The 17,972-nt window shown below is 71.3% G+C and carries 15 protein-coding genes; 9 read left to right on the top strand and 6 right to left on the bottom strand.

Annotated features, from left to right (window positions below):
- Positions 1–85: 85 nt before the first annotated feature.
- From MTF65_RS01030 to MTF65_RS01015, 4 genes are all read left to right on the top strand, one after another.
- The gene (locus MTF65_RS01030) at positions 86–2,074 is read left to right on the top strand and encodes a discoidin domain-containing protein (RefSeq protein WP_374207129.1); all 1,989 of its coding nucleotides are present in this window, start codon (positions 86–88) and stop codon (positions 2,072–2,074) included.
- A gap of 69 nt (positions 2,075–2,143) precedes the next feature.
- Positions 2,144–2,782, top strand: coding sequence for a TetR/AcrR family transcriptional regulator (locus MTF65_RS01025; RefSeq protein ID WP_243626240.1), 639 nt, complete (start codon positions 2,144–2,146; stop codon positions 2,780–2,782).
- Between the two features lie 10 nt (positions 2,783–2,792).
- Positions 2,793–3,605 (top strand): hypothetical protein, encoded by an 813-nt coding sequence (locus MTF65_RS01020; protein ID WP_243626239.1) that lies wholly within the window; start codon positions 2,793–2,795, stop codon positions 3,603–3,605.
- A 43-nt stretch (positions 3,606–3,648) separates the two neighbouring features.
- Positions 3,649–4,245, top strand: coding sequence for a TetR/AcrR family transcriptional regulator (locus MTF65_RS01015; protein WP_243626238.1), 597 nt, complete (start codon positions 3,649–3,651; stop codon positions 4,243–4,245).
- Positions 4,246–4,339: 94 nt separating this feature from the next.
- Here the strand turns inward: MTF65_RS01015 and MTF65_RS01010 are convergent, their stop codons facing one another.
- Complete coding sequence (locus MTF65_RS01010) at positions 4,340–5,971, bottom strand: FAD-dependent monooxygenase (protein WP_243626237.1); 1,632 nt, start codon at positions 5,969–5,971, stop codon at positions 4,340–4,342.
- A 196-nt stretch (positions 5,972–6,167) separates the two neighbouring features.
- Here MTF65_RS01010 and MTF65_RS01005 point away from each other — a divergent pair, with 196 nt between their 5' ends.
- Positions 6,168–7,310, top strand: coding sequence for a SchA/CurD-like domain-containing protein (locus tag MTF65_RS01005; RefSeq protein ID WP_243626236.1), 1,143 nt, complete (start codon positions 6,168–6,170; stop codon positions 7,308–7,310).
- A gap of 122 nt (positions 7,311–7,432) precedes the next feature.
- On the opposite strand, the gene MTF65_RS01000 is transcribed toward MTF65_RS01005, so the two are convergent.
- Both MTF65_RS01000 and MTF65_RS00995 read right to left on the bottom strand, forming a co-directional pair.
- Positions 7,433–8,536 (bottom strand): acetylserotonin O-methyltransferase, encoded by a 1,104-nt coding sequence (locus MTF65_RS01000; RefSeq protein WP_243626235.1) that lies wholly within the window; start codon positions 8,534–8,536, stop codon positions 7,433–7,435.
- 38 nt (positions 8,537–8,574) lie between these two features.
- Complete coding sequence (locus MTF65_RS00995) at positions 8,575–9,636, bottom strand: nitrous oxide reductase family maturation protein NosD (RefSeq protein ID WP_243626234.1); 1,062 nt, start codon at positions 9,634–9,636, stop codon at positions 8,575–8,577.
- A 213-nt stretch (positions 9,637–9,849) separates the two neighbouring features.
- Between MTF65_RS00995 and MTF65_RS00990 the strand changes: the two genes are divergently transcribed.
- Positions 9,850–10,968: a PP2C family protein-serine/threonine phosphatase gene (locus tag MTF65_RS00990; RefSeq protein WP_243626233.1), complete on the top strand. Its 1,119-nt coding sequence runs from the start codon at positions 9,850–9,852 to the stop codon at positions 10,966–10,968.
- Between the two features lie 24 nt (positions 10,969–10,992).
- Here the strand turns inward: MTF65_RS00990 and MTF65_RS00985 are convergent, their stop codons facing one another.
- The gene (locus tag MTF65_RS00985; protein WP_243626232.1) at positions 10,993–12,561 is read right to left on the bottom strand and encodes a hypothetical protein; all 1,569 of its coding nucleotides are present in this window, start codon (positions 12,559–12,561) and stop codon (positions 10,993–10,995) included.
- 125 nt (positions 12,562–12,686) lie between these two features.
- Positions 12,687–12,881 carry a hypothetical protein gene (locus tag MTF65_RS00980; protein ID WP_243626231.1) on the bottom strand — a complete coding sequence of 65 codons (195 nt, stop codon included), beginning with the start codon at positions 12,879–12,881 and terminating at the stop codon, positions 12,687–12,689.
- Positions 12,882–13,113: 232 nt separating this feature from the next.
- Between MTF65_RS00980 and MTF65_RS00975 the strand changes: the two genes are divergently transcribed.
- Positions 13,114–14,088: a fibronectin type III domain-containing protein gene (locus tag MTF65_RS00975; protein ID WP_243626230.1), complete on the top strand. Its 975-nt coding sequence runs from the start codon at positions 13,114–13,116 to the stop codon at positions 14,086–14,088.
- An 84-nt stretch (positions 14,089–14,172) separates the two neighbouring features.
- Positions 14,173–16,272, top strand: coding sequence for an NB-ARC domain-containing protein (locus tag MTF65_RS00970; RefSeq protein ID WP_243626229.1), 2,100 nt, complete (start codon positions 14,173–14,175; stop codon positions 16,270–16,272).
- Between the two features lie 194 nt (positions 16,273–16,466).
- Here the strand turns inward: MTF65_RS00970 and MTF65_RS00965 are convergent, their stop codons facing one another.
- Positions 16,467–16,652: a DUF5999 family protein gene (locus MTF65_RS00965; RefSeq protein ID WP_243626228.1), complete on the bottom strand. Its 186-nt coding sequence runs from the start codon at positions 16,650–16,652 to the stop codon at positions 16,467–16,469.
- A gap of 475 nt (positions 16,653–17,127) precedes the next feature.
- Between MTF65_RS00965 and MTF65_RS00960 the strand changes: the two genes are divergently transcribed.
- Positions 17,128–17,913: a hypothetical protein gene (locus MTF65_RS00960; RefSeq protein ID WP_243626227.1), complete on the top strand. Its 786-nt coding sequence runs from the start codon at positions 17,128–17,130 to the stop codon at positions 17,911–17,913.
- Positions 17,914–17,972 lie beyond the last annotated feature (59 nt).

Genomic DNA, 17,972 nt, shown 5'->3' with positions numbered 1-17,972 from the left:
GAGATCCTCCTCGACCATGACCCCTCACCCTCACGGCAGCCGCAGGCCCCTCGCGCTTGTGGCGTTACTCCTCAGCGTGGTGGCCATGGCACTCGGCCCCACATCCGGCGCCTCGGCCGACGACAGCTGGTGGAACCCGGTCGCACGGCCCGCGCCCGACTCCCAGATCAATGTCACGGGCGAGCCCTTCAAGGGAACGGATGCCCAGGGACAGGTACGGGGCTTCGTGGACGCCCACGACCACCTGATGTCCAACGAGGCCTTCGGCGGCCGGCTCATCTGCGGCAAGACGTTCTCCGAACTCGGGGTGGCGGACGCCCTCAAGGACTGCCCGGAGCACTACCCCGACGGATCCCTCGCGGTCTTCGACTTCATCACCAAGGGCGGGGACGGCAAGCACGACCCCGACGGCTGGCCCACCTTCAAGGACTGGCCCGCCCACGACTCGCTGACCCACCAGCAGAACTACTACGCCTGGGTCGAACGGGCCTGGCGCGGCGGCCAGCGGGTCCTCGTCAACGACCTCGTCACCAACGGGGTGATCTGCTCGGTCTACTTCTTCAAGGACCGTTCCTGCGACGAGATGACCTCCATCCGCCTCCAGGCCCGGAAGACGTACGAGATGCAGGCGTACATCGACACGATGTACGGCGGTCCCGGCAAGGGCTGGTTCAGGGTCGTCACCGACTCCGCGCAGGCCCGCGAGGTCATCGGGCAGGGCAAGATGGCCGTCATCCTCGGCGTCGAGACCTCCGAGCCGTTCGGCTGCAAGCAGATCCTGGACATCGCGCAGTGCGGCAAGGACGACATCGACCGGGGCCTCGACGAGCTGCACAAGCTCGGCGTCCGGAGCATGTTCCTGTGCCACAAGTTCGACAACGCGCTGTGCGGGGTCCGCTTCGACCAGGGCGCCCTCGGCACGGCGATCAACGTGGGCCAGTTCCTGTCGACCGGCACGTTCTGGAAGACGGAGCAGTGCGCCGGCCCGCAGCACGACAACCCCATCGGCCTCGCGGCGGCTCCCGCGGCGGAGAAGGAGCTTCCGCAGGGCGTGGCGGTGCCCTCGTACGCGGCGGGAGCCCAGTGCAACACCCGCGGTCTGACCGACCTCGGCGAGTACGCGGTGCGCGGCATGATGAAACGCAAGATGATGCTGGAAGTCGACCACATGAGCGTCAAGGCCGCGGGCCGGGCCTTCGACATCCTCGAATCCGAGTCGTACCCGGGTGTGATCTCCTCGCACAGCTGGATGGACATGGACTGGACCGAGCGCCTGTACAAGCTCGGCGGGTTCGTCGCCCAGTACATGAGCGGGTCCGAGGCGTTCAGCGCGGAGGCGAAGCGCACGGACGCCCTGCGCGACAAGTACGGCGTCGGGTACGGCTACGGCACCGACATGAACGGCGTCGGAGGCTGGCCCGGCCCGCGCGGCGCGGACACCGCCAACCCGGTGAAGTACCCCTTCCGCAGCGTCGACGGCGGTTCCGTCATCGACAAGCAGACCACCGGCCAGCGCACTTGGGACCTCAACACGGACGGCGCCTCGCACTACGGCCTGGTCCCGGACTGGATCGAGGACATCCGGCTCGTCGGCGGGCAGGACGTCGTGGACGACCTCTTCCGGGGCGCCGAGTCCTACCTGCGCACCTGGGGGGCCTCGGAGAAGCACAAGGCCGGGGTGAACCTCGCGGCGGGCGCGGCCGCCTCCGCCAGTTCGTCGGAGTGGAACCCCTTCACGAGCTACGCGCCCGGGCGGGCGGTGGACGGCAGCACCGGCACCCGCTGGGCCAGCGACTGGAGCGACGACCAGCGGCTCCAGATCGACCTCGGGTCGGCCGCCCTGGTCAAGCGCGTCACTCTGGACTGGGAGCGCGCGTACGGGAAGGCGTACCGTATCGAGGTCTCGACCGATGGCGAGAACTGGCAGACGGCGTGGTCCACGACCACCGGTGACGGCGGCCTGGACACGGCGCGGTTCGCCGGCGTGACGGCCCGCCACGTACGGATCCACGGGGTGCGGCGCGGCACCAAGTGGGGCTACTCCCTGCACGAGGTCGGCGTCTACAGCAGCTGACGGCGCCGGGGCGGGCGGCCGGGGACGGCCGCCCGCCCCGCGCGGCAGCGGACCGGAAGGAACACACACATGGCACGGATGCCGTCGGCCGAGCGGCGCCGGCAGCTGACCGAGGCGGCGATCCGGGCGATGACCCGCGACGGGGTCCCGAGGACGACGACCCGTTCGATCGCCGCCGAGGCGGGTGTGTCGCTGAGCGTCTTCCACTACTGCTTCGACTCCAAGCAGGCGCTGCTGGAGTCCGTCATCACGACGATCGCCGACCACTCGGTATCGGTGGCGAAGGAGGCGATTCGGCCGAGGGCCACCCTCCGGGAGACCATCCGGGCCGGCTTCCAGGCGTACTGGGACCATGTGGCGGCCCACCCCGGCGAGCACATGCTCAGCTACGAGCTCACCCAGTACGCGCTGCGCCAGCCCGGGTTCGGGCATCTGGCCCGGCGCCAGTACGAGCTGTACTCGACGACCTACGGCGAACTGATCGAGCAGCTCCGCCGCGGCATGGACTTCGAACTCCGCGTCCCCGTCCCGGTGCTGGCCCGCTATCTGGCCGCCATGACGGACGGGCTGACCCTGAACTTCCTCGTACTCGGCGACGAGAGCGCCGCCGCTGCCATCCTCGACATGGTCACCGACCACGTCGTGGGCCTCATCATCGATGTACCAGATCAACTGGACTCCCTCGACGCCGAATTGAGCCAGTACTAGCCTGCGCAGCGTGTCCCAGGAATGTGTACGCACCTGTCCCGCACTGCTCAAGGCCCTCCACGAATCCGCCTATGCCCTGGACGTCGGCCTGAAGACCAAGGTCGCGAACCTCTATCCTCCGATGTGGCCGGTCGGCCTGATCGGAGTGGACCGGCTCAACCGCGCGATGAACAGCACCGAGCGGGCACTCTTCCCCACCTCCCCCGGCATCGCGCCCATGAACCCCAAGGCAGCCGCCGCCCTGCTCGGCGCCTACGACAGGCTCGGCACCTGCACCGGACCGCAGCCGGGCCTGCGGACCGTGCCCCGGTGCTTCTCCCGGACCCGCCGCGCTTTCGGGGCGACGGACACCAGGGAGATCCCGGAACTGTCCTGCCCCGCGGGCGCCGCTCCGACCGCCGGGGCCGTGCCCAGCCAATGCGGTGAAGTGCAGAAGCATGCGGCGATCCTGACGGAAAGGCTGATCAAGGCGGCCGAGACCGACGGATTGATTCCGTCCGTCCGCAAGGCGATCATGAGCAAGATCGACGCGAAGGCGCTGGACTACGCCAAGGACTCCGCGGAGGCACTGCGGAAGGAACTCCCCCAGCTCGCGGGTGACACCCGCAAGCTGGGCGAGAAGGCCGTCCTGGCGGCGGACGTGATGCGCTACGCGGGCATCGCGGTCAAGACAGTCAACATCGTCGGAAACAGCGTGGGAGGCTTCCTCTACCTCAGGGCCGCCCACAGCCTGGATCTGCTGTGCCGGCACATCACGGATGCCGACTACACGTGCCCGGACGCGACCGGCACCTGCACCAGGCCGCCCGCGCCCACCGCGTAGCGCCCGTCAGTCGAGGGGGCATGCCTGATCTACTCTGACGGGCATGTCTCCAAAGCAACAGCGGGGCGAGGCCACGGTCGACCTGGTCCTGAGCACCGCCCTGCGGGTGTACGCCTCGCGGGGCCAGCAGGGCTTCACCGTCAACAGCGTCACCGCGGCCAGCGGAGTCAGCCTCGGCAGTCTGTACCACCACTTCGGCAGCTTCGACGGCCTCGCCGCCGCGCTCTACACCCGGTGCATGGGCGAGCTGTTCGACGCGATGACCACCGCCGTGACCCGGACCCGCACCGCCCGCACCGGCGTCCACGCGCTCGTACGGTCGTACCTGAGCTTCACCCGGGAACACCGGGACGCCGCGCTCTTCCTCCACGCCTCGGCCTACTCCGGCTATCTGGCCGCGCACGCCGAGCAGATCAGCGCGGCCAAGGAGGCCAAACTGGCGCCCATCGGCGCGTGGATGGGACGCCAGATACAGAAGGGGGAGATCATCCCCCTCCCCGGCCCCCTGATCGAGGTCCTGGTCATGGGCCCGGTGAGCGAGGCCGCCCGGCGCTGGCTGTCCAGTACCTACGCGTTCGATCTCGACGAGGCCGAGCGACTCCTGCCCGACACCATCTGGCGCTCCCTGCGACCCGAGTAGGCCCCGGCCTGGCGGCCGCCTCCCCCGGGACTCTCCCGGGGCGGGCCGGATCCCCCGGGCCGCGGTACGCGGCCCGGGGGATCCGGGACGAGGCTCAGGCCCGGCCCAGCAGCGTGCTCAGGACCTCGAACAGGACGCCCTCGGGATCGGACTCCCCCTTCGGGGAGCGCCAGGCGACGAACCCGTCCGGGCGGACGAGGATCGCACCCTCCGCGGTCGTGCCGTGCACCTCGGTCCAGTCCCCGCCCTCCTCCGGTACCAGACCGGCGTCCGGCCCGGTACCGATCTCGTACACCTCCAGGCGCATGGTGAGCCGTTCGGCGGCGCGCCGGGCCGCCGCGCCCCAGCGGGTCCCCTCGGAGCTGAGCAGGACGAACGTCCGCTCGTAGAGGTCCAGGGTGGAGATCCGCTCCCCGAACCGGTTGAACCACATGTGCGGTGCGCGCGAACCCGGATCGCCCGAGAGCCGCATCTGCTCGGGCACGATGGGCTGCTCCACGTCGGCACCCACCACGGCGCCCGCGTTGTAGCGGTACCCCATGGCCACGGAGAGGACCCCGCCCTGGCGGCCGCCGGCGGCGCCGGGGGCCGGGGCGTACCCGGGGTGGCTGTGCTCGGCCGAGCGGGCCGAGGCGCGCTCGCTCGTCGCCCGGGCCACCGGCAGGCGTTCGGCCTCGTAGCTCTGGAGCAGCCGCGGGTGCGCCGCGCCGTCCAGCACCGCGGCCAGCTTCCAGGCGAGGTTGTGCGCGTCCTGGATTCCGGTGTTGGAGCCGAACGCCCCGGTCGGGGACATTTCGTGGGCGGCGTCCCCGACGAGGAAGACCCGTCCGTCCGCGTAGTGCCGCGCGACGCGTTCGGCGGCGTGCCACTGCGCCTTGCCGGTGATCTCCACGTCCAGGTCGGGGGCGCCGACGGCCCGGCGGATGTGGTCCGCGCAGCGCTCGTCGGTGAACTCCTCCAGCGTCTCCCCCTGGTCGGGGTACCAGGGGGCGTGGAACACCCACCGCTCCTCGTTGTCCACCGGCAGCAGCGCCCCGTCCGCGCCGGGCTTGGTCAGGTAGCAGACGATGAAGCGCCGGTCGCCGACGACCTCCGCGAGCCCGCGCGACCGGAAGGTGATGCTCACGTTGTGGAACAGGTCTCCGTGGCCGGTCTGGCCGATGCGCAGCTGTTCCCGGACGGGGCTGCGCGGCCCGTCCGCCGCGACGAGGTAGTCCGCGCGCACCGTGCTGTGCTCGCCCGTGTCGCGGTTCTTCACCAACGCGGTCACACCGGTGTCGTCCTGGTCGAACGACAGCAGTTCGGTGGAGAACCGCAGGTCGGCGCCGAGGGTGGGGGCCACGGACATCAGTACCGGCTCGATGTCGTTCTGGCTGCACAGGCACCAGGTCGCCGGGCTGAAGCGCGCCAGCGCGCCCCCCGGGTCGATCTCCTTGAACAGCCATTCCTGGTCGTCGCCGGTGAGGGAGCCGCCCTGCAGGATCCCGTGGTTGTCCGCCAGGACCGCGGCGGCCTCCCGGATCTGCGCCTCGACGCCGGCGACCCGGAACACCTCCATCGTCCGTACGTTCATGCCGCGCCCGCGTGGATGCTTCGAGGTGCCCGCGTGCTTTTCGACCAGCATGTGCCTGATGCCGTGACGGCCCAGGAACAGCGAGGTGCACAGGCCCACCAGCGAGCCGCCCACGATGAGGACCGGTACGCGGTGGTCGACGTCTTCTTCCATCAGTTGCTCCAGCTCTGCCGCCCGAGAGGGAATGCTCTTTTCATGCCCTTATCCGGGACATTCCCCCCGCTCCTTCACCCGCATGGATCTCCCGTCTCGCGCCGGTGGCCGTACCGGACAACGATCGGTTTCGGTAGTGCCACCCGTGACCGGGTGCTGACAGACATGGCGACCGGGTCTCGAAGGAGTGTGAAAGATGACAACCGTGTCGGAACGGATATCGCAGTCCGCCTTCGACGGCTCGAGACTTCGGGTCGTGCTGCTGCTGGACCTGTACGACGGTGCTCAGAAGCAGTTCCTGGAGGTCTACGAGCATCTGCGCAACCAGGTGTCGTCCGTCCCCGGACACATCAGTGACGAGCTGTGCCAGTCGATCGAGAACCCCTCGCAGTGGCTCATCACCAGCGAATGGGAGAGCGCGGGCCCCTTCCTCGCCTGGGTGGGCAGCGAGGACCATGTGAAGACCGTCCAGCCGCTGCACGGCTGTGTACGGGACACGCGCTCGCTCCGCTTCAGCGTTCTGCAGGAGACGGCCGGCAAGAACGGCAGCCTCGCGCAGAGCCTCGCGGGCGTCCCGGACACGATCGGCGCCGGCCTGCGGGCCGTCCCCCGGCGAGGAGACGGCGTGGTCCGCCACGCCCTCACCTTCACCGTCAAGCCGGGCAGCGAGCCCGTCGTCGCGGAGCTGCTGGCCGGGTACACCTCCCCGCGGGCCCGGGTCGACGAGAACACCCTCCTGCGGCGCAGCTCGGTCTTCATGCACGGAAACCGTGTCGTGCGGGCGATGGAAGTGGAGGGCGACCTCGTGGCGGCGCTGCGCCATGTGGCGCAACAGCCCGAGGTCATGGCTCTCGAAGCGGCCATCAACCCGTATCTGGAGCAGGACCGGGATCTGGGCGACCCTGATTCGGCACGGGTGTTCTTCACCCGGGCGGCCCTGCCCGTGGTGCACCGTGTGGCGGCCGGCGGCGAGGAGCCGGCGGACGTGGAGCGGCACGCGCTGTTCTACCCCGCCAAGAAGGGGTGCGGCACCGCGCTCGCCCGGCTGCTCGCCAGTCAGGACGACGCGGCCGCCGACGACCCGACGAGTCCCATCGCGGGCAGCACGATCTTCCAGCGCGATGACGTCGTCGTCCGGCTTCTCGACATGAGAGGCGCCCTCGACGCCCGGCCCGCCCTGGCGCTCGGGTTCGAGGGAGGTCAGAAGGCGGCCGTGCTCGCCCGGCTACTGGACGAGGCCAAGGACGGGGTCCTGGCCACGGACGAGGATGTCGCCCGATGCCTCGACCGGTCCACGATGAAGATGATCACCGACCGGCGGACGCCGGAGGAATCCTGACCCACGCGGGCCGGCCGGCCGCAAGGCCCGGTCGGTCCGCGTAGGACCGCCCCGAGTCCGGCTCTGCGCCGGACTCGGGGCGATGTCGTGGGCCCGCGGGACGTCACGGGGCCCGCGGGAGGTCAGCCGGACAGGGGCACGGTGCACTCGAACGCGTGCAGGTACGGGTTGACCGGCCGGATCTCACCGAGCACCAGACCGGCGGCGGTCATCCGGTTGACCAGGCTTTCCTTGGTGTGCTTGGCGCCGCCGACGTTGAGCAGCAGCATCAGGTCCATGGCCGTGGTGAACTTCATCGACGGGGTGTCGTCGACGAGGTTCTCGATGATCACGACCCTGGCTCCCGGGCGGGCCGCCTCGATGACGTTCCGCAGGGTTCTGCGAGTGCTGTCGTCGTCCCACTCCAGGATGTTCTTGATGATGTACAGGTCGGCCTCGACCGGGATGGCCTCGCGGCAGTCCCCCGCGACGATCTCGGCGCGGGCGGCGAGCGAGCCGCCGTGGCGGAGGCGCGGGTCCGCCCGCTCCACCACACCGGGCAGGTCGAGCAGGGTTCCCCGTACGTCGGGGTACTTCTCCAGCAGGCTGGCGAGCACGTGGCCCTGGCCGCCGCCGATGTCCGCCACCACCGAGACGCCGGTGAGGTCGAGAAGTTCGGCGACGTCCAGCGCGGACTGGGCGCTGGAGGTGGTCATGGCCTTGTTGAAGACGTGGGCCGAGTCGTGCGCGTCCTGGTGCAGGTAGTCGAAGAACCCCTTGCCGAAGAGCTCCTGGAAGACGTTGCCGCCGGAGCGCACCGCGTCGTCGAGGCGGGGCCAGGCGTGCCAGGTCCAGGGCTCGGTGCACCAGAGGGAGATGTAGCGCAGGCTGTGGGGATCGTCCTCGCGCAGCAGCCGCGACATCTCGGTGTGGGCGAACTTCCCGTCCTGCGTCTCCACGAAGATGCCGTAGCAGGTCAGGGCGCGGAGCAGGCGTCTCAGGGGCTGCGGCTCGGCGTGCACGGCCTCGGCCAGTTCCGCCACGGTGGCGGGTGACTGGCCGAGCGCGTCGGCGACGCCGAGGCGGGCGGCCGCCCGTACGGCCGCGGCGCACGCCGCCCCGAAGACGAGTTCCCGCAGCCGCATGGCCGGCTGCGGGGAGGTCGCGGGCGTGATGGTGGTGGGGATGGTGGTGGAGGTGGAGATGGTGGTGGGGGTGGTGGTGGGGGTGGAACTTACCGTGGTCATACGGCCTCGTTTCTCCTGCGGGTGACGGGGGACACCGGTCAGCACATCCCGGCCGGTTCGGAGACCGCGCACCTGTTGTTCTGGAACGTGTTGCCCGTTCCGGTGCCTCGGTTGGCCAGGTCCGCGGACTTGTTGCCGGTCACCACGTTGTCCCTGATGACGTTGTTGGTGTTCGTGGCGCCCACGAAGCTCTGGAACAGCACGATTCCGCCCGACAGCGGCGAGGCGCCGACGTTGTTGGTGATGGAGTTCGAGCGCACGAGGGTCTCCTCGGCGCCCGTGAGGACGATCCCGGTGCCCTGGAGGGCCGGGAGGCGGGTGGTGGCGGGGCAGAACTTGTTGTTGTCGCTGACCCGGTTGCCCTGGACGGTCATGGCGCCGGCCCTGGGCAGGCTCTCGTCGCCGACGACGAACAGGCCGGCGCAGTTGCCGGTCAAGGTGTTGTCGCTGACGGTGAGGTTCCTGACCCTCCTGATCGTGGCTCCGATCCGGTTCCCCGTCAGCGTGTTGTTCCGGACCACGGCGCCCAGGGTGTCGGTGGCCCCGCCCTCCTGGTCGATCATGTTGGCGATGAAGACTCCGGCGTCTCCGTTGTTCCGCGCGGTGTTGTCACTGAACACCCCGCGGGTGGACCGCTGTTGGGCGATTCCCCAGATCTTGTTGTTCTCGGACGTCACCCGCTCGACACGCAGCCGGTCGGTGTCGCTGGCCCAGACGCCGCTCTTGCCGAAGCCCGACACGCGGAGCGATTTCACGGTGACCCCGTCGATTCTCTTCTCCGCGGACCCCATGACGCAGATTCCGTTGCCCGCCTTTGCGCAGGCGTTGGCGGCGCCGGTGCCCGCCGCGGGCGGCGTGATCACGGTCCGCGCCCCCATTCCCCGCAGGGTCAGCCGCTTCGTGATGAGCACGCTCTCCTGGTAGGTGCCGGGGAGCACGAGGATGGTGTCGCCCGGCCGCGCGGCGTCCACCGCCGCCTGGATCGATTCGCCCGCACGCACCGGGTGGATGGCCGCACCGGCGGAGGGCGCGGCGGCGCCGACACCGGTGGCCATGACGACCGAGATGGATGCGAGGCATGTGAGCTGCCGATTCGTCATGAACCAGAAGTTATGGGCGATCTGCGCGATTCGCCACACAGGGTAAGCGGAAGGATACATCCGGCGCGCAAATGGCTTCATTCCGTGCCGAGAGGGTGAGGAGCGCGACAGCTGACGGCGTATCCGTCGGCCGCGCGTGTCCCGGTGCGGCACTGCGCGGAACATCCGGTGCGGCACTGCGCGGGAGCACCCGGTGCGGTGTATTCAGGAGTCATGGACGACCGGCCTCCGCACCCACGATCCCGCCGGCACCCGGAACCGCGGCTCGCGCTCCTGTCGGTTCCCTTCGCTCTGATCGCGATCGTCACGGTGGTCGACATCCTGGCGCCGCCGGAGGTGCACCTGGGGCCGTTCCTGGTCGCCGCGCCGGCCGTCACCGCGTCGTTCGCCGGGCCGCGGACGACGGCGGCGGTCGGCGCGGTGGCGGTCCTGGCCCAGGCGGTGGTGGCGGTCTGGCGGACCACCCTCACCGATCTGAACCACACCTTCCAGATCATCGCGCTGATCCTGATCTCGGCGTTCGTGACCTTCTTCGCACACCTGCGCGAGGTTCACGAGGCGCAGCTCACCCAGCTCCGCTCGGTGGCCGAGGCGGCGCAAGAGGTGGTGCTACGACCGCTGCGCGACCGGATGGGCCCGCTGCGGGTGGCCTCCGTATACCTGGCGGCCGAGGCCGAGGCGCAGATCGGCGGCGATCTGTACGCCGCCGCGCGGACCGCGCACGGCACCCGGCTGCTCATCGGGGATGTGCGCGGCAAGGGGCTGGAGGCGATCGGCGAGGCGGCCATCGTCCTCGGCGCCTTCCGGGCCGCCGCCCACAAGGAGGTCGATCTGCCTGAACTGGTCGCCCACCTCGAGGCGGCTGTCGCCGCGGACCCGGACGGCGGCGACGACGAGCCGGCGGCGCCCGGCGAGGGCTTCACCACCGCGGCCGTGCTCGACATCCCCGACGGGGAGATGATCTTGCGGCTGGTCAGCTGCGGGCACCCGCCGCCGCTGCTGCTGCGCGGCGGGCGGGTCGTCCCGCTGGAGGTGGACCAGCCGGCGCCGCCGCTCGGCCTCACGGAGTTCGTCGACACCGGCTTCGCCGCCCAGACGTTCTCCTTCGAGCCGGGTGACATCGTCCTCCTCTACACGGACGGTGTCATCGAGGCCCGCGACGAGGCCGGGAGCTTCTACCCGCTGCCGGACCGCACCGCCGACTGGCCCGGCGACGGACCGGACGCGCTGCTGCGCCACCTGTGCGCGGACCTGCTCGCCCACTCACCGGGCGGGCTGCTGGGCGACGACGCGGCGATGGTGGCCATCGAACGCGTCGATGGAACCCGGTGACGGGGTCCGGGCGACGCCGGAGATTCAGCCCGCGTCGCGGACCGCGACGATGCCGTTGAAGACGCCGACGTAGGCGGTGCCGTCGGGGCCCAGCGTGATCGGGGCCCAGTTGTTGTCGTACAGCGGGCCGGTGCCGGTCAGCTGCCGCCAGCGGCGTTCACCGGTGCGGAAGTCCACCGCGGTGAGGTACCAGGCGTCGATGCCCCAGGCGTTGGGCTCCTTCTCGTAGAAGTAGAGCAGCCCGTTCGCGGTGGAGAGCTTGGGCACGGTGGAGGGTGAGCGGATGCCGCTCTGCCACACCGTGTCGCAGCCGCTGCCGTCGGCGCGGACGTCGATGCGGCTGACGCCGCCCACGACGGAGGTGCCGAGGAGAAGCGTGGTGGGGTTCTCGTAGCCGTAGTTGTTCTCGACGACGATGCTGTTGCCCCAGGTGATCAGGGAGTTGTCGGTGGTCGAGGCTCCGGAGCCGAACACCGGGACCGCGCAGACGAGCCGCCGTTCGGCGGGGATGTCCGCGCCCCGTCTGAAGACCAGGACGTTCATCCGGTCGTCCGCGTTGTCGGTGATGGCGACGTAGCCGTCGCCGAAGAGGTCCGGGGTGGTGCCCGAACCCTGGTTCACGGATCCGGGTTTGGTTCCCGTACCGCGGTCGTACGTCTGGCGCCACTGCGCCTCGGGGGTGCCGTCGGCGGCGGCGCGGAAGCTGTAGAGCGCGTGGTCGGTGACGATGGACACGCCGTCCTCGGCTACCGAGAAGGAGTTCTGGATCTCCTCGCCGTCGAGCCGGATGGAGCGGATCCGCGAGGTCTCCGGGTCCACGGTGCCCACGCGCCCCTGGCGGGTGACCCACCAGATACGGCCGTTCCAGTCGGGCATCACGGAGGTGACGGGGTCGCAGCTGCCGCTGGGCCGCAGGTTGGTCCAGCTGACGCAGTCGTGCGGGACGTGGCCGGTGAGATCCCAGTCGTCGTCCACCGTGAACGTCCAGCTGCCGTCCGGTGTCCGCGAGTGGGCCAGGCGCAGGATGTGCTGGCGGGAGTCGGCGAGCACGGCCCGGTCCTGGTTGTCCAGGTAGAAGTAGGCGCCGCCGGAGGTGTCCTTGAAGATCTTCGCGAAGTCGAGGGAGGTGATCGCCTCGATCGTCGAAGAGCGCTGCGGGAGTGGGTGTTCCGCGAGCGTGGCGAGGGTACGGGGATCGAGGAGTTTGACCTTGAACCCGGAGAAGGTGCCGCACACCGTGACCAGTCGGCCGCCCGAGTCGAAGGTGGTGGTGGCGCATTCGCCGCCGAGCGCCGCGATCTTCGCGCTGGTCACCCGCGGGTCCTTGCCGAGCGGCCCCGACCAGGGGGAGGTGGCACTGCCGGCCGCGTCCGAGTGCATGCCGCTACGGCCGTTGGGCGCGAGGTACGGGTGCTGCGGCGGGTTCTCGCCGGGCAGCGGGACGGCGGCCGCGGGGGCGCCGTCGTAGTGGCTGACCAGGCGGTGGCCAGGGGCCTTGGGTATCTCCTCGGCCTGGGCGGGGCCGATCCCGTACATCGCCGTGAAGGCGATGAGGGCCGGGACGACAGCACAGTTCAGCGCTCTTCGGAACATCCGGAACTCCTCCCATCCTCTTCGGTTATTGACATCGCGTCTGACATCGCGCCGCCGCCAGACGCTAGATCGCACCGCCCGAGGAGTCCATGGAAGGGCCGGATCATTCATGAAGAAGCAACACGCTACGGCCTGAGGCTGGAGACCACGTTCGCGGTGGCCGTGAGGCCGTCGTGGATGGTCGTGGCCATGCTGCTGCTCGCCAGGTAGAAGCCGAGCAGGACGCAGACGATGGCGTGGGAGATCTTGAGGCCGCCACCGCGCAGGAAGATCCACGCGAGGACGAGGAGCAGGACGACCACGGAGAGGGAAATCACCATCGAAACCTCCTTACGCGGCGCCATGGTGGCGCAGGAAGGGGCACTTTCGGGCGAAAGTCGTGTCCGCCGAACGGGTGTTGACCGTCCGTGACGGGCGTTCAGTCCTTGACGATCTCCCCGGCGATCTTGCCCCCGGTGGACAAGGCACCCCGGCCGCAGAGGTCTTGCCCGGCCGGCGCACCCCGTGCCATAAATGTCTAGACCTTTACCAGGAAGCCGAGGAAGGCTCCCCGTGCGACGCAACGCCCCCACGTTCGCTCTCCGCCTGGCCGTGACCGCCGCGCTGGTCACGGGCGCCCTTTCCGCCTGCACCCCGGCCGACACCGCGGCCCCGCCTCCCACGGCCGGCCTCACCGCCCAGGCCGGCAGCGCCGGTTCGGTACACGTCATGTGGCAGGCGGCCGCGGAGGCCGACGGGGTGACCGGCTACCAGGTGTTCCAGGCCGGCCGGCTCGTGCGCGAACTCCCCGCCGAGAAGACGATGGTGGACGTCACCGGCCTCGCCCCGCGGACGGCCTACGCCTTTTCCGTCCGGGCCAGGGACGCCGCCGGGAACCTCTCCGGACCCAGCGCCACGGCCGAGGTCACCACCCCGGCCGCCCATGCCGACGACCGCCGGGCGCCCTCCGCCCCGGCCACCACCACGGGCCGCGCGAACGGGCCCCGCGCCGCCCGGCTGTCCTGGGCCGCGGCCACCGACGACACGGCCGTGACCGCGTACGACGTCTACCAGGGCGGCGTCCGGATCCACACCGCCGGCCCCACCGAGACCGGCACCACCGTCACCGGTCTCCAGCCGGACACCGTCTACACCTTCACCGTCCGGGCCCGCGACGGCGCCGACAACTCCTCCCCCGACGGACCGGCGGTGGATGTGACCACCCCACCCGCCGACGGCGACGGACCGGGCACCGCGCCCGCGGAGCTGGCGGCGGTCGCCTCCCCGGGCGAGGTCACCCTGTCCTGGACCGCCCCGGACACCGGCCGTCCGACCGGCGAGTACCAGCTCTACGTCAACGGAGAGCCCACCACCGTCATCCAGTTCGGTGCCGGCGCCGCGGTCCCGTCCCCGGGCGCCCGGGTGGAACACCGGCTCACGGTGACCGAGCCGGCCGGCACCGCGTGGGCCGTGAAACTGCGCGCCCGGCTGCCCGACGGCAACTGGGGGGCCTTCTCCGCGGAGCGGCGGATCACGCTCGCGGGATGAGCACCGGATCGGGCTGGCCGAAAAACCTGAGGGGTAATGGCCTGAACGCCGGTACTCGGAAGGGAGATCACGCACAATGAAACCGTGTTCGGTGAGTACTCGGTCAACAACAATCAGTCGGATTCCGCGGCTCGCGGCCCTCGGCCGGACTCCGGCTCCGCGCTGGGGAACCTGCCTCCGGAATCGGCGAGCTTCGTGGGACGGGAGCCAGAACTCGGCCATTTGAACCACCTGTTGCGGGAGCGAAGACTGATCACCCTGACCGGGGTGGGCGGCGTCGGCAAGTCGCGGCTCGCCCTGCGCGCCGTCACCGGCGGCCGCCAGACGCGGCGCGACGGGGTCTGGTGGGTGGAGCTCTCACCCCTGCGCGATCCCGCCCTGCTCTCCGCGACCGTCGCCCACGCCGTCGGCCTCGCCGACCACTCCGCGCGCTCCCTCGACGAGGAGCTGTGCGCGTGGATGGCCGACAAGGAGCTCCTCCTCGTCCTCGACACCTGCGAGCACCTGGTCACGGAATGCCGCCACCTGGTCGGCGAACTCCTCCAGTCCGCCCCCGGGTTGACCGTGCTGGTCACCTCGCGGGAACCGCTCGGATCACCCGGCGAGCAGGTGGTCGAGGTCCGGCCGCTGCCCTGCGAGGGCCCCGACAGCGACGCCCTCGCCCTCTTCCGCGAGCGCGCCGTCGCCGCGACCCCGCAGCTCGCGGCCGTCTTCGACGAACCCGGACGGGCCGCGGTCGCCACCGAGGTCTGCCGCTGGCTGGACGGGATCCCGCTCGCCCTGGAGCTGGCGGGGGCCCGGCTGCGGCTGTGGACCCTGGAGCAGACGGCGCGGCGGCTGGGCGCCCGCTTCGACATGCTCGCCGACACCCGGACCGCGCTGGTGCCGCGGCACCAGACGATGCGGACCGCGGTCGGCTGGAGCCACGAGCTGTGCGAGCCGCTGGAGCGGCTGCTGTGGGCCCGGCTGTCGGTGTTCACCGGGGACTTCGACGTGGGCGCGGCCCGCGCGGTCTGCTCCGGCGGCCCGCTGCCCGCGTCCCGGGTGGAGCGGGTACTGGCGGGCCTGGTGGCCAAGTCGGTCGTCCGCCGCAGCGAGGCGCGGGGCGCGGGAACCCGCTACACGATGCTGGACACGATCCGCGAGTTCGGCCTCGACTGGCTGACGGAACTCGGCGAGGTACGGACCGTCGCCGACCGGCACGCCCACTGGTACGCCGCGCTCTCCCGGGCGGCCGACCGGGGCTGGCTGGGCCCGGGCCAGGTGGACTGGTACCGCAGGATGACCGCCGAGCACGCCCAGCTGCGCACGGCCCTGGAGCACCTGCTCGGCTCCGACCCGACGGCGGCGCTGGAGATGGCCGGGGCTCTCTGGTTCTTCTGGTTCTCGTGCGGGCACGTCCACGAGGGCCGGGCCTTCCTGGAGCGGGCGATGCGGGCGGCCCCGTGCACGGGCACCGCGTACACCCAGGCGCTGTGGGCCCTCGGCCTGACGGCGCTGCTCCAGGGCGACATGGAAGCGGCCCAGCGGCTCGGCGAGGAGTGCACCCGCGAGGCGGCCCGGCTGGCGGACCCGGAGCCGGAGCTGCGCGCGGCCTATCTGCACGCGGTGGCGGTGATGATGCCGGGTGACGCGGCCCGGGCCCTCGCCCTGGCGGGCCCCCGGGCGCGGGCGGGACACGGCGGCCGGACCAGCGGCCCGGGCTGGTTGCTGTGCCGGCTGGCCACCAGTTACGCCCTCTGCGACCTCGGGCGCTTCGAGGAGGCGGCCGAAGAGGCGCGGGGCCTGCACGAGGCGTGCGCGGAGCTCGGCGAGCGCTGGCTGAGGGCGTACGCGGACTACGTCCTGGCGGTGGCCGCGCTGGGGCTCGGCGAGCACGGGGAGGCGGCCCGGCACGTGCGGGCCATGCTGTCCGGCAAGCGGCTGCTCGGCGACCGCTTCGGCATCGCGCTGGGCCTGGACCTGCTCGCGGCGGCCGTGGCGGCACTGGGCGACGGGGAACTGGCGGCGCGCCTGCTCGGCACCGGGCACGCCTGGTGGCGCACGGTGGGACGGCCCCAGATGGGCGGCTCCCCCTCGCTGACGGCCCTGCGGGACCAGGGCGAGCGGCAGGCCCGCGCGGCGATCGGCGACGCGGCGTACGAGAGCGCCTTCCGGGGCGGCGCGGCGGCAACCACCGGCTGAGACGCCACGACCTGCGCAGCGGCGTCCACCGGCTGAGCGCCGGCTGGTGGACGGCGTGTGTACGTGCGCAACCGCGCCAGGGCTCCCGTCAGTACGGGAGGGGTCTGCCCGACGGTGTGCGCAGGTCCAGGTCTCGGGGTGCCGGCTTGGGGACGGGCTTGCGGATCAGCTGCTGACGCATGCTGCCTCCTCGCTCAGACCAGGGCCGGGCGGCGGGGTTGCACCGCGCGGCCGTCGGGGAGCAGCTCACCGGTGTCGTCGAAGATCACCAGGCCGTTGCAGAGCAGGCTCCAGCCCTGTTCGGGGTGGAAGGCCACGGTGCGGGCGGCGTCGTGATCGGGGTCATCGGCGGCCGGGCAGGGGGGCTGGTGGGAGCACATGGTGCACCTCCTCGCAGTGTGGTGCGGGAGGGCCGGTGGTCACCCGGTCGAATCCGCGATCCACGGTGGCGGTGAGTATTACTGATCGCCGCCCCCGGACGGAACCCATATTCGAGGTCCAGTTCAGGGTGTGTATGCCCGCTCACCATGCGCTCATGCCCACCATCCGGATCGTTCGCGCCTCCCACGGAGGCGTGGCTGGGGCGCACACACCGGGAACGCCACGGCGCGCGGGTTCCGCTCACCCGGACGATCATCGGGACGGCGCCGCCCCCGCACCTCGGAACGCGCGTCACGGCCCGCACCGGCGTGGGGAGAATCACGTTCGCCGACCCGATGGAGGTCGTGGTCCGGCGGCCCCGCTCCGGCCGTGCGGTCGCCCGGCCGCCGCGCCCGTGAGGGCCCGGGCTAGGGTTCCGTGATCACCTTCCGTGATCACCGTGCCCGTGATCCCGCGAGACCCGAGGAGACATCCGTGGCCACTCCGCCACCGCAGTACGGCGCCGGCCCCCATCCCCCGCACGCTCCCCAGCAGGGCTGGCCCCAGGGCCCGTACTCCGTGCCGCCGCAGCAGGCACCGTACGGATGGCAGGCACCGCCGCCCGTCCCGTACGGCCCCGCCTATCCGCCGCCCCAGGGCATGGCCGGCTGCCGCTTCTGCGGGGCCTATCCGGCCGCGCACGCGACCGTACGCGGCCACCAGGGCTTCATCGTGATCATGCGGTTCCTGAGCCTGCCGGGGCCGTTCTGCCGCGACTGCGGGCTCTCCACCTACCGACGCATGTCCGGGGACACCCTGTGGCAGGGCTGGTGGGGGCCGCTGTCGTTCTTCATCACGCCCGTCACGCTGCTGATGAACCTCGGCCCGCGCGCCGCCTTCCGCAGGCTCCCGGCCCCGGCGGGCGGCTTCCGGCCCGCGCTTGACCCGGGCAAGCCGCTGTGGCGGCGCGGCCCGGCGCTGCTGTTCCTCGTACCGGCGCTGCTGATCGTCCTGGGGATCCCGGCGCTGATCGTGCTCGGCCTGCTGGTGGGTGACGACAAGCCGCCGACGCTGTCCCCGGGGCAGTGCGTACAGAACGTGGGCACCCTGAAGGACCAGGAGCTGGTGGTCACCGACTGCGGCTCGCCCCGCGCCGAGTACCGTGTCGGCAAGCTGCTGGACGGCGACAGGCCCTGCGCGGCCGGCGGCTACCTCGCCGACCCCAAGTACGGCCCCGGCGGGTACGGGCTGTCCTGCCTGACGCCGCTGCGCGAGGACTGAGGCGGACGTCGGCGCCCCCCGGACACCGCGACGGTGTCCGGGGGGCGCCACCACAGACC

It is taken from the genome of Streptomyces sp. APSN-46.1 (genome assembly GCF_022815725.1).
Taxonomy (GTDB): domain Bacteria; phylum Actinomycetota; class Actinomycetes; order Streptomycetales; family Streptomycetaceae; genus Streptomyces.
The sequence above is the reverse complement of the archived record's forward strand: the minus strand, read 5'-3'. Positions and strand labels throughout refer to the sequence as shown.

Excerpts from the sequence above, each read along its gene's own strand:
- MTF65_RS01030 (WP_374207129.1), top strand. The coding sequence starts at position 86 with ATGGCACTCGGCCCCACATCCGGCGCCTCGGCCGACGACAGCTGGTGG.
- MTF65_RS01025 (WP_243626240.1), top strand. The coding sequence starts at position 2,144 with ATGGCACGGATGCCGTCGGCCGAGCGGCGCCGGCAGCTGACCGAGGCG.
- MTF65_RS01015 (WP_243626238.1), top strand. The coding sequence starts at position 3,649 with ATGTCTCCAAAGCAACAGCGGGGCGAGGCCACGGTCGACCTGGTCCTG.
- MTF65_RS01010 (WP_243626237.1), bottom strand. The coding sequence starts at position 5,971 with ATGGAAGAAGACGTCGACCACCGCGTACCGGTCCTCATCGTGGGCGGC.
- MTF65_RS01005 (WP_243626236.1), top strand. The coding sequence starts at position 6,168 with ATGACAACCGTGTCGGAACGGATATCGCAGTCCGCCTTCGACGGCTCG.
- MTF65_RS01000 (WP_243626235.1), bottom strand. The coding sequence starts at position 8,536 with ATGACCACGGTAAGTTCCACCCCCACCACCACCCCCACCACCATCTCC.
- MTF65_RS00995 (WP_243626234.1), bottom strand. The coding sequence starts at position 9,636 with ATGACGAATCGGCAGCTCACATGCCTCGCATCCATCTCGGTCGTCATG.
- MTF65_RS00990 (WP_243626233.1), top strand. The coding sequence starts at position 9,850 with ATGGACGACCGGCCTCCGCACCCACGATCCCGCCGGCACCCGGAACCG.
- MTF65_RS00985 (WP_243626232.1), bottom strand. The coding sequence starts at position 12,561 with ATGTTCCGAAGAGCGCTGAACTGTGCTGTCGTCCCGGCCCTCATCGCC.
- MTF65_RS00980 (WP_243626231.1), bottom strand. The coding sequence starts at position 12,881 with ATGGTGATTTCCCTCTCCGTGGTCGTCCTGCTCCTCGTCCTCGCGTGG.
- MTF65_RS00965 (WP_243626228.1), bottom strand. The coding sequence starts at position 16,652 with ATGTGCTCCCACCAGCCCCCCTGCCCGGCCGCCGATGACCCCGATCAC.